This is a genomic window from Desulfosarcina ovata subsp. ovata (assembly GCF_009689005.1).
In the GTDB taxonomy this organism is placed as follows: domain Bacteria; phylum Desulfobacterota; class Desulfobacteria; order Desulfobacterales; family Desulfosarcinaceae; genus Desulfosarcina; species Desulfosarcina ovata.
Genome location: NZ_AP021879.1, coordinates 6,902,317 through 6,913,739, shown reverse-complemented (window position 1 = coordinate 6,913,739; position 11,423 = coordinate 6,902,317). Strand labels below are relative to the sequence as shown.

8 protein-coding genes and 1 pseudogene are annotated in these 11,423 nt (G+C 49.8%); all 9 read left to right on the top strand.

Annotation, left to right across the window (positions count from 1 at the left end; all coding sequences use genetic code 11):
- The first annotated feature begins 43 nt into the window (after nt 1-43).
- On the top strand, nt 44-2,134 hold the full coding sequence (locus GN112_RS30305) for a WD40/YVTN/BNR-like repeat-containing protein (RefSeq protein ID WP_155313562.1): 2,091 nt from the start codon (nt 44-46) through the stop codon (nt 2,132-2,134).
- Nucleotides 2,135-2,192: 58 nt separating this feature from the next.
- Nucleotides 2,193-3,461 (top strand): glycosyltransferase family 4 protein, encoded by a 1,269-nt coding sequence (locus tag GN112_RS30300; RefSeq protein ID WP_155313561.1) that lies wholly within the window; start codon nt 2,193-2,195, stop codon nt 3,459-3,461.
- A gap of 6 nt (nt 3,462-3,467) precedes the next feature.
- Nucleotides 3,468-4,460 (top strand): radical SAM protein, encoded by a 993-nt coding sequence (locus GN112_RS30295; protein ID WP_155313560.1) that lies wholly within the window; start codon nt 3,468-3,470, stop codon nt 4,458-4,460.
- A gap of 90 nt (nt 4,461-4,550) precedes the next feature.
- Entirely contained in the window at nt 4,551-5,648 is a 1,098-nt protein-coding gene (locus GN112_RS30290) for a glycosyltransferase family 4 protein (RefSeq protein ID WP_155313559.1), read from the top strand.
- A gap of 135 nt (nt 5,649-5,783) precedes the next feature.
- Nucleotides 5,784-6,893, top strand: a complete 1,110-nt coding sequence (locus tag GN112_RS30285) for a DegT/DnrJ/EryC1/StrS family aminotransferase (RefSeq protein ID WP_155313558.1) — start codon at nt 5,784-5,786, stop codon at nt 6,891-6,893.
- A 485-nt stretch (nt 6,894-7,378) separates the two neighbouring features.
- Nucleotides 7,379-7,858, top strand: a complete 480-nt coding sequence (locus GN112_RS34965; protein WP_155313557.1) for an acyltransferase — start codon at nt 7,379-7,381, stop codon at nt 7,856-7,858.
- Nucleotides 7,855-9,315: a sugar transferase gene (locus tag GN112_RS30275; protein ID WP_155313556.1), complete on the top strand. Its 1,461-nt coding sequence runs from the start codon at nt 7,855-7,857 to the stop codon at nt 9,313-9,315. Before GN112_RS34965 ends, GN112_RS30275 begins: the two co-directional genes overlap by 4 nt.
- A 15-nt stretch (nt 9,316-9,330) precedes the next feature.
- A complete protein-coding gene (locus GN112_RS30270; RefSeq protein WP_155313555.1) occupies nt 9,331-10,344 on the top strand; it encodes a Gfo/Idh/MocA family protein in 1,014 nt (337 codons plus the stop codon).
- Nucleotides 10,345-10,478: 134 nt separating this feature from the next.
- Nucleotides 10,479-11,408 (top strand): annotated as a pseudogene (locus GN112_RS30265) (sugar transferase); the annotation flags it as partial.
- Between the last annotated feature and the right edge of the window lie 15 nt (nt 11,409-11,423).

The window sequence follows — 11,423 nt, the reverse complement described above, 5'->3', positions numbered from 1 at the left end:
TCTCTTCGGGATTGATAGATCACCCACAAAATTATTTACCTCGATGAAAAGGCGAGTTTTTATAAAAATCGGCACCTCCTTTCTGTTGTCCATGATGTTTCCGTTGCGTCTGCTTGCTGCAAATTCCAAAGTGAATGCAGTGGACAATTTTTGGGCCAGCATTCCCCTCTCCACAGGCAGGATGAAAGAACTAAACATGGCTGGGGGTGATGGCTTCCAATATGTTCATGCTTTAGCTTATGCGCCTAGCAAACCAAACATTGCCTATCTCAGTACTGACCAGTCAGGTGTCTGGAGGTCAACAGATGGTGGAAAAAGCTGGGCTCCGAAATTCAGGGGCTTTTTTGCCTATGGTGCCCGATCAATTGCGGTTGACCCGTATAACCCTGAAACCGTAATAGCCGCGGGGTTTCTCGGCTATGACCGCCAACGGGGTATGAAATACCCCAAACGCTATCAGGGAATTATCCTGACCACGGATGGTGGAGAGAGTTGGAAAATGGTCAGGAGAACAGATTTCTTTAAACAGGTATCTAAAGGAGATTTAATTCTTTTTCAGCCGCCGACAAATGAAAGAGGCCTGCAAAGCCGTTGTCTGAGGGTATGGTGCGCTTCCGCAAGTGAAGGCCTTTTGGAGAGCAGGGACGGCGGTGAAAGCTGGCATCAAACGCAATGCCACGATACCGAAATTCATGACATGGCGCTGTCAATGGATAGAGAGGGGGCAATTTTACTCGCTTCCAGGAAGGGTCTCTTCAGATACCTTAACGATACGATGACGCCTATCGGGGCAGGACTTCCTGCCCCCCCCCGATCAATTGGAAACAGCCCCGCTGCACCTCAATTTGTTTATGCTGCTATGGGGAAGAAAGGTGTTGCGGTTTCCGAGGATTATGGAAAGAGTTTTAGAAAATTGCCCTCGGCTTATCTATGGTCTACCGACATAACTGATATCTATGTCAGCCCGGTGAACGCGAAGAAAATTTACATCAGGGCCGACAAAAGCGGACAACCGCCCTGCTCAAGTGATGACGGTGGGTATACATGGAAAAAGCCTGGCTCTATTGATCCAGAAAATGTGCTTGGGAAGCCGGGATTTTATTTTTCCAGCCCATTTGCGCCCCACCCTACCAAGCCTGAGACCTGCCTGCATGTTACCAATGGCCGAGCCCGAATTATTCGGACAGAAAATGGTGGTGAATCCTGGCATTTTTCCGGATCAGGTTTCACCGGCGCACGGATGGTGGATATTATTTTTCTTGCGCCGGGCCGCATGATCTTTTGCCTGACGGATCATGGTTTATGGGAAACCCGTGACAATTGCCTGACTTTCAGGGAGGTGAGAACCCCTCGGATAGATGGTGCAAAGAGTGTCTCGTCGGCCAGCGCAAGGGGGAAGCATATAGTTATGGGCTTTGGTCAGTGGGGTAAAAAAGGGCTTTTGGTAAGTCATAATTACGGAAAGTCTTTCTCGGAAACTTCCCAATTAAGAGATCGGTTCTATTTTGTCTGCTTTCACCCCACTATTTCAGAACTGGTCTATGCCGGCCCCTTTTTAAGTGTAAATGGAGGGAGCACCTGGCGGCGCATGTCCCAAACCGCGCGAGCTTTATCTACTGACGGAAAAACATTGTATGCGATATGGGAAGCCACTGGCAAACAATGCGAAATTTTATCTTCCATAGACCACGGTGAATCATACCGCCCAAGGGTTAAACTTGATATCCCCGAGAGAGCCATTTTGGATATAAAAATAACGCCCCGAGGCGTCGTATTGCTTGCGACAACAAGGGGCGTATATCGAATTGAAGAGCAGTCAGCTGCACATCGTGATTATCGCCATGGTTTGCGACGGGATTTTTTCGGAACCATGTACACGCAATGCATCAATTATGCACCTGACAACCCCGATCTGGTTTTTGCCGGTCGCCGCGCCTTGGGTTATGGAAACGGGAATGGGGTATTCATGTCCATAGACAATGGTAAAATTTGGCGGGAGGCAAATTTTAATCTGTCGCCCGGCATGACGGTGTTTTCGATAAAATTCGATCCATTTGCGAGCTTTGTATACATTGGCACTTCATATGGAACATACCGAATGGGTTATCGAGAAAAGCCCCAAGCCTTAATTTAGTGTCTAAAATTTCCGTCCTGGTTAGCCTGTTTCTTAAACCGGCCTCAATATTTGCGCTATGAAAATTGTAATTATTAACTCCTACCATCACTTAAGAGGCGGTGACTGCCGATTAGCTTTCGATATGGCGGAATTGTTAAAGAATAGAGGGCATGAAATCCATTTTTTCGCAATGCAAGGAGAAAAGAACATTCCCTGCCTTGATGAACAGTATTTCATAAGCCATATCGACTATAGAGAGTCTCTTAGAAATAAGAGTGTTATCAACACTGTTAAGGTGGTTTCGCGCTCCATTTTTTCAAAAGAGGCCAAACGCAATATTGCTAAACTAATAGATGATATTCGGCCTGACATTGCGCACCTCCACTCTGTTCGTCATCACCTGACCAAATCCTTTCTGCCGGAAATATCTAAACAAGCTATCCCTGTAGTATGGACGCTGCATGACTATAAGGAATTATGCCCCAATACGAATTTCCACGACGGGAAGCAGATTTGTGAAAAGTGTACGGGCAGGCATTTTTTCAACGTGGTTCGGAATAGGTGTAAAAAAGGATCTATGGGCGCCTCGATTGTCACTTATCTTGAGACAGTGTTCAACTCTCGCCCCATCTATGAAAGCTGCATCGATAAATACATCTCCCCCAGCCAGTTTTTAAGAAACAAGTTTGTCGATGCGGGGTACGATCCTAAAAAGTTTCTTCACTTGCCCAATTTTTTGGATGTTGAAAATTTCACACCCCACTACGAGTTTGAAAGCTATCTGCTTTACTTAGGACGTTTAGAAGATATCAAAGGCGTTGGAACATTAATCGATGCATTTATCAGGCTGAAAGGCAGCCTGAACGGCATGCATTTGAAAATTGCCGGGACTGGCAGCTTAGAATCCGAGCTGCAGGCGCGTATCGAGAAATCTGGTGTTCCAAATATCGAACTCCTTGGGTATTTGCAGGGGCATGCACTTGAAAAGGTCATTCAAAATGCGAAGGCAATTGTCATCCCCTCCGAGTGGTATGAAAATTATCCCTATTCGGCACTGGAAGCCATGGCATACGGAAAGCCGGTGATTGCCTCAAAAATCGGGGGAATTTCGGAAATTGTGGATGACGGCGACACAGGTTTGTTGTTTGAACCTTTCATGCCAGAGGAGTTGGCTGGCACTATCGCCAGATTTGACAAAATGCCGCTTTCAGCAATCAAAGCCATGGGCAGGAGGGCGAGAAAAAAGGTAGAGGCGGTTAATAATCCGGAAAGGTTTATTGAAGCAACCCTTGATCTTTACAAAGTATTAATTGAAGCCAAAAAGAACAAAAAAATTGAAAAGTGAAACGTCATGGAATGTGCAGTCATAACCACCTACCGGTGTAACGCCAAATGCGGGATGTGTGACACCTGGAAATATCCCAGCAAGGCCAGTGAGGAGTTCGATCCGAAGATCCTCGAGAAAATCCCCCCCGGCATGACCCGGCTGAATATCACGGGCGGCGAGCCGATGCTGAGAAAGGATATCGGAGACATCGTCCGAATCCTGGACAAAAAGTCGGATCGGCTTGAAATCAGCACTAACGGCTATTTCACGGATCGTATTGAAAGCGTAGCCAGAAAGTTCCCGGATATTACGGTTCGTGTCAGTGTTGAAGGGCTCCCTGCCCTCAATGACCGGCTTCGCGGGATTAAAAACGGATTTGACCGGGCCTTGAGAACAGTCCTACGCCTTAAGAGGATGGGCGTAAAGGATATCGGATTTGCCATGACGATCTCCGGCGACAATTGTCATGATTTGATGGATTTTCATACGCTGGTGAGCGCACTGGATGTTGAATTCGCCAACGCGATCATTCACAATTCGTTCTATTTTCATAAAAACGACAACAAAATTGAAAATGCCGATGAGGTTCAGGACGCCATCATCCGATTCATGGAGGCCCTGCTTCAATCGCCTCGCAGGAATATCAAGCGGCGGTTGAAGGACTGGTTCAGGGCCTACATCAACCTGGGGCTCCTGATGCATCTGAAGGGTGAAGAGCGGCCCATCGCCTGCGGCGCAGCAACGGATACCTTTTTCCTGGATCCGTGGGGCCAGGTGCTTGCCTGCAATGGATCATCGGAGCCCATGATCATGGGAAATCTGGTGGATCAATCCTTTGAAGAAATCTGGAACAGCGAACAGGCAGAAAAAATCCGCAGGCAGGTGAGCGACTGCAAACAAAACTGCTGGATGACCGGCACGGCCGTTCCTGCGATGCGGAAAAAACCGTGGCGGCCCATAAAATGGGTGCTGGAAAACAAATTGAGGTTGTATCGAGGGCAAGAGATATGTCTTTGAAAGGGCATAGGGCGGAGAGCATGGCGCAGAGGGCGAAGGGCAGAGCGTGGAGGATATAGAACTTTTTTCCAATAAGCGGGCATTGAGAAGATGAAGATTGCGATTCTGGGGACAAAAGGCGTACCCGGTCACCATGGTGTGGAGGTGGTCGTTGATTCACTCCTGCCGCATTTGTCCAATCTTGGGTACGAGATCACGGTATACGGATACGACACCTACACCGAAGAGATGTCCGATTACGCCGGAGCACAGGTCAAGGTCGTTCCCGGTTCTTCGTCGGGCAGCCTGGAGATGATCAGCCACATGTGGAACGCTTCAGCTGCCACGAACAAAGAGGCATTTGACATCGTCCATATTCACAGCACCGACCCCTGTTTGCTGGCCTGGAAACCAAAGGCCCGATTCGGCACCATCGCTACCTCTCATGGTCAAGCCTATCTGAGGAAGAAATGGGGCCTGATCCCTCGCACCATGTCCAAAATTGCCGAACGTTTTTTTATCCATGTACCACATAAGATCACTTCCGTATCGAAGCCACTGGCGGACTATTACCAGAAAAAATACAAACAGGACGTTCACTATATTCCGAACGGCATCCTCTTCATGAAGAAGCCCCCAGAAGCCTTCCTTAAAAAGTGGGACCTGAAACCGCAGGGTTTTCTGTTCTGCTCGGCAGGTCGTGTCGAACGGACAAAGGGTTTGCACACTCTGTTCCAGGCGTATGCAGCCCTTGATACGGACCTGCCCCTGGTAATCGCCGGCGGGGGAAGCGGCAGTGATCCGGAATACCTCGATCAGCTGACCCGAAACAAGCCAGATAGGGTGCTGTTCACGGGATTTCTCACCGGGGATGAATTCTATGCCCTGTATGCCCATGCCCGGGTTTTCGTATTCCCTTCCGAGTATGAAGCAATGTCTATGGCTCTCCTTGAGGGACTCTCCTTTGGAACACCAACGGTTTACAGCGATATCCCGGAAAACATTGCGGTGGCGGACGGTCTTGCCTATCCCTTTAAAATGTCTGATGCCAATTCCCTGGCGAGCCAACTGGGTATCGTCCTGGGGCAATATAACGATGCCGTTGCTCTGGGGCAAAAGGCCCGATCGGAGATCCGGCAAAACCATGACTGGGCAAAAATTGCAGCGCAATATCATCAGCTATATCTGGCCATGGCAGCTTCAAAGTAGTTTCTTCCGGCCTATTTCTATCGTACTCCAATAAGAATTCCAGAAAACAAATAGCAGCGATCCTCACGGCCCCGTGTTTTAAACACGGCATGGCAGACGAACCGCCTTAACAACTAAAATGATGGGATTAACAAAATGAATGTTCCTTTTCTCGATCTGAAACAGCAATACGGTGCCATCAAGGATGAAATCGATGCAGTCCTGCAGGAGGTAATCAACACCTGCGCTTTTGCCGGCGGGCCGATGACAAAAAAATTCGAATCACAGTTCGCACCTTTTTGCGGATGTGAATCCGCCATCGGCTGCGGCAGCGGCACCGAGGCTCTGTGGCTGGCTCTGATCGGCCTGGGGGTAGGTCCGGGGGACGAGGTAATCACCACACCGAGCACCTTCATCGCAACCTCCGAGGCGATCAGCTTTTGTGGCGCCACTCCGGTGTTTGTCGATGTTGTCGAATCGACGTGCAATATGAACCCGGCACTGGTGGAGGCGGCAATCACACCTAAAACCAAAGCGATCATTCCTGTGCATCTCTACGGGCAGATGGCTGACATGGATCCACTGATGGACATCGCGGCCAAACATAATCTTGCGGTCGTGGAAGATGCCTGCCAGGCACACGGGGCTACCTACAAAGGGCGGCGGGCCGGTTCCATCGGCAATGCCGGTTGCTTCAGCTTTTACCCGGGAAAGAACCTCGGCGCATACGGCGAGGCCGGGGCCGTTGTGACCAGCGACGAGCAGCTCGCAGAAACCATGGCGACTTTCCGGGACCACGGGCAGGCAAAGAAGTATTTTCATAACATCGTCGGCTGGAATTCGCGAATGGACGGTTTTCAAGGAGCGGTACTGGGTGTCAAGATGAAGTATATCGAGACATGGACCCGGCAGCGGCAGGAAAATGCTGCGCTCTACGCGGAACTGCTCGCAGACATTGAGGGAATCGAAACCCCGATGGTGATCGACGGCGCCGAAAGCGTCTACCACCTCTACGTTATCCAGACGGACAGCCGGGATGAACTTCAGGCCTACCTGCGGGAAAACGGCATCCAAACGGGGCTTCATTACCCAATTCCGCTTCATTTGCAGGAGGCCTACAAAAGCCTTGGATACAAGGCAGGCGGCTTTCCAGTGGCGGAGATAGCGGCCAAGCGGATCTTGTCCTTGCCCATGTATCCGGAGTTGCGGGAGGGGCAGATTCGGTATGTGGGAGAAAAAATCGGAGATTTTTTTAAAAAGGCTTAGGGCGGAGGAATTGGGTTATTGATATGCAGAATCATGATCGGGGTGTAAAGACAACAAGCGCAGCCATTGGCCGTCACGATATGCTACAGCCTGAAATCCCCTGCTGATTCGAAAACTGTAAAGCTTATTATCGCCCGGCCCCCTTTGGGACAGAATAAGCTCCCATTTTAAACCATTATCCGAGTATACCTGTTGCCATGTCATTGCCGCCAGTTTGCGCAGGGTGTTTAAAATGCTACGCTGATTGTTTTTGGTCAGGTTGAATAACTGCCGTTGAAATACCGCACAATGAACTTGAAGACGAATACGAACAGATCATCGACATGCTGAATTCAGTCAGAAAAAATGCTTCCAAATTTTGTTTCTGATCTTTTGAGACTTCGAGCTTCTGATCTTCTGATCTTCTGCTCTTCTGATCTTCTTGGTTTCTGTTTTTCTTTGTCTCTGATTATCTTAATGCACTTCCACACACTAAGGAATATTTCATGACCGACGGCATCAACGTAATCGCCCCGGACGTAAAACTGGGACAGAACGTCAAAATTTACAACTTCGTGAACCTGTATGGCTGCGAGATCGGAGACGACACCCGCATCGGCGCATTCGTTGAAATACAGAAAAACGTGACGGTGGGCAAACGCTGCAAGATTCAAAGCCATACCTTCATCTGTGAAGGCGTGACCATCGAGGATGAAGTCATGGTGGCCCACGGTGTAATGTTCATCAACGACCGCGATCCCTGGGCGGCCAACCCTGAGGGGGCACCCAAAACCGAAGACGAATGGGAGTGCATCCCCACCCGGATCTGCAAACGGGCCTCCATCGGCTCCAACGCCACCATCTTGTGCGGGATCACCATTGGCGAAAACGCCCTTGTCGGAGCCGGCGCCGTGGTGACCCGGGACGTTCCCCCCAATACCGTCGTTGTCGGCAATCCGGCCAAAGTACTCAGAAAAAGAACATGAAATTTAAAAAGCCGCCGTTCAAATACATATTTCTGGCCGTCGATGTTGCGCTGTTGACCATCGCCTATTTCTACGCCATTACCCGCATCAACGTCATTGAAATCGATTTTTCCTTTGACAGCGCGTACAGTTGTTTGTCTCACCTGTTTTTGTATGCGGTTTTTATCGTTATTTTCGTTTTCTCTTTTCGGTACACCAGCCTGTATAAACGCAATGTGGTAATCACCCACCTCAAACAATTGGCCAAATTGCTCAACGCATTGATCGGCGGTTCTATTGCCCTCATCGTATTCATGGCCCTGTCCAACTTCTACTACCTGATTTATAATGGACGCGAACTGCTGATCGATTTCTATCTGATCGCCCTGCCCGTTTTTGTCCTTTACCGGCCGATACTGGGGAAGTCGCTGTATCGATACCTGACACGAAAAAAAATCCAGCGACGCAAGGTGCTCATCGTCGGTGGAGACCAGGCGGGCATATTTGCAGCCAAATCCCTGATGGCGGACGAATTTTCCGATTTTATCATCGTGGGCTTCCTGGACGATTACAAAGCCAAAGGGATCGACATCTTTAATGGATACAAAAACATAGGCCATCTGGACGGTCTCGGGGATGCCATCCGGAACTTGGATGTCGATGAGATCCTGATCGCCATCGACCATGCGCCCTACAATCGGCTGATTCATATCGTGGAATCCTGCCTGGCAACCGCTGTGGCGGTTCGGATCTATTCCGACTTTCTGGCGGTAATCGCCAAAAAAATGGACGTGGAACTCTATGCCAACATCCCGGTCATCGACCTGCCCCAAAAGCCGTTGGATGGCAATTCCTGGAAGGACAAGCGAACTTTCGACATCCTGCTGTCCACCGTTGCCCTGGCTGTCCTGTCGCCGCTTTTTCTCATCATCGCCGCAGGCATCAAGCTCTCCTCCAAAGGACCTGTTATTTTCAAGCAGACGCGCATCGGCAAAAACGGTTGCCCGTTCGACTTTTACAAGTTCCGGTCCATGCATGTCGGCAACAGCAGCAACATCCACAAGGATTATGTGACCAACTTCATCAAGGGTAATCTAGAATGTGCCACCGGCAAGGATATCAACGTGTTCAAGATCACCGACGATCCCCGGATATTCAAATTCGGCAAGTTCATCCGCAAGACCAGCCTGGATGAATTCCCCCAGTTTTACAACGTGCTCGTCGGCGACATGGGGCTGGTCGGTCCCCGACCCTGCCTACCCTATGAGTGGGACTGCTATGAAGACTGGCACAAAAAGCGACTGAACGTGCTGCCGGGCTGCACCGGATTGTGGCAGGCGTTGGGACGCAGCGCGGTTACGTTCGAAGAAATGGTCATTCTGGACCTGTACTATATCAGCAACGCAAGCCTCTGGCTGGACTTTAAAATTGTTCTGCAAACCTTTCCGGTGATCTTTTTCGGTAAGGGCGGCCACTAAGAGCAGGAGACGACGATGATTCGAGTAGGCATTATCGGATGTGGATACTGGGGCCCCAACCTGATCAGGAATTTTATGCAAATCGGCCGTAGCAATGTGGTCCGCGTTGCGGATTTGGATCAGGATCGATTGAATCACATGAAAACACTCTACCCTTCTATCGAGGTGACGACGAACCATGAGGAGATCATCGATGACGCGTCCATTGATGCCGTAGCCATTGCCACGCCTGTGCATACCCACCACAAGCTGGCCAAACAGGCCCTGACCGCCGACAAGCATGTATTTGTTGAAAAACCCATTACATCAACTTCGGAACAGGCCCGGGAACTGATCGACCTGGCCGGCCAAAACGGCAGCAAGCTGATGGTCGGGCACACTTTTCTGTTCACCGCTGCGGTGCAAAAAATGAAAGCCATCATCGAATCGGGAGAACTGGGCGATATCTATTACATCAGTTCCCAGCGGCTCAACCTGGGGCTTTTTCAGCCGGACATCAATGTGATCTGGGATCTGGCGCCCCACGATATCTCCATCATCACCTATCTGCTGGGCCGCCAGCCTCATACGATCACCGCCGTGGGCACCCCCCACGTCAACGACACCATCGAGGATGTGGCCCAGATGACCATGCAATTTCCGGGAAGCCTGCTGGCTTTTCTCAGCGTCAGTTGGCTGGACCCTGATAAGGTCCGGCGCATGACCGTTGTGGGCAGCAAAAAGATGATGGTATACGATGACGTGCAGCCCACGGAAAAAATCCGACTGTACGACAAGGGGGTCGAGGGCCCCAAGCACTACGACAGCTTTGCCGAGTTTCACTACTCGTACAAATACGGGGACATCGTGATTCCCAAAATCGAAGGCAAGGAGCCCATCAATGTGGAGCTGAACCATTTTCTCGATGCCATCGAGAACGATACCCAGCCAATTTGCAACGGTTTACGCGGGCTGGAGGTCGTCAAAATCCTGGAGGCCAGTCAGCAGTCGTTGCAAAACGGGAACGTGCCGGTGCAGTTGGAAAAGTAAGAAGAGCGGAAGGTTAGAAGGGAAGAAATGCGGAAAAGCAGGGGGGGCTGAGGCATGGGGCGGAGGGCTGTGAGTTGATATTTAATCTCAACAGACTTTAGATCTTTTCCGTCGTCTATTATGATATCTATCTCATGCCTATTTTTGGTACGCCAGAATTTAATATACGCGGGGGGCATCCCGTTTTGATGAGTTCTGAAATGACAAAACCTTCAAACAGAAATGAAGTATCCGTTCTGATATTCGCCGGATTGAAATTGTTGACAAATTACATGACATTGCTCTGGAATATCACGAAATCCGTTGCGCTGGATTTTACCTTTTTGGCCGCTGGCTTGTATTTCTATAGCGGGCTACAATTTTCGCGAGATTTTGTTGGCTATTTCGCCCTGATCACTTTTTTCTTGCTCCTGACTGCTCGAATCAGCGGACAACTTTATCTCGATTATTTTTCTCCCAAGGGATTCAATGTGCAACGGATTCTGATCGTCGGGGATCAAGAAAGAGGTGAATTGGTCAAACGGGTTCTTGAAACGCAAATCAGCTGGGGGCACGAAATCGTGGGCCTTGTCAGCATTGGCGCTGAGCCGGACAACACCTCTGATATTGTCTACACCATCGACGAACTGCCTACCATTTTACGGCAGCAATCAATCGATGAAGTCGTATTTGCCATTCCTGGCGACCGAACTCTGGAGCTCAAGCCTCACTTGAACTATTGCCGCAAAATCGGTTTACCGGTGCGTATCCTGCCGGCCATGTGGCATCAGTATAGTTGCCAACTATCCATGGAGGTGTGCCAGGGTATCCCTTTTCTCACCATGCAAACGGACAATTTCAATGCCGCGGGCCTTTTATACAAACGCCTTTTGGACATCGCCGGCGGGCTGGTCGGTTGTCTTCTCTTCTTGTTAATGTATCCATTTATTGCCGTTGCCATCAAGCTGGGTTCAAAAGGGCCGGTATTATTCCGACAGAAACGCATGGGCCAACATGGACGGGTATTCGAATTGATCAAATTCCGCACCATGTGCGCGGATGCCGAAGCCAAAAAGGTCGAGCTTTTAAAGCATAATCAG